Source organism: Streptomyces fildesensis, from assembly GCF_016107395.1.
GTDB classification, from domain to species: domain Bacteria; phylum Actinomycetota; class Actinomycetes; order Streptomycetales; family Streptomycetaceae; genus Actinacidiphila; species Actinacidiphila fildesensis.
Genome location: NZ_JAAIKO010000424.1, coordinates 1 through 220, shown reverse-complemented (window position 1 = coordinate 220; position 220 = coordinate 1). Strand labels below are relative to the sequence as shown.

Annotated in this window: 1 protein-coding gene; it reads right to left on the bottom strand. The window is 46.8% G+C overall.

The window, feature by feature from the left end; genetic code table 11:
* A partial coding sequence (locus C6N31_RS43385) for a ubiquitin-like protein (RefSeq protein ID WP_198359788.1) occupies positions 1-185 on the bottom strand: 185 nt, incomplete at its 3' end.
* Positions 186-220: the final 35 nt, after the last annotated feature.

Genomic DNA, 220 nt, shown 5'->3' with positions numbered 1-220 from the left:
TGGACATTGTAATCCCCAAGAGTTCGTCCATCTTCTAATTGTTTCCCAGCAAAAATTAACCTTTGCTGATCGGGAGGGATGCCCTCCTTGTCCTGAATCTTCGCTTTCACGTTATCAATAGTGTCGCTGCTTTCAACTTCGAGAGTTATGGTCTTTCCTGTCAAGGTCTTAACGAAGATCTGCATCTTCTTAATCCTACCGGCCGGCCGGCCACCGTTTC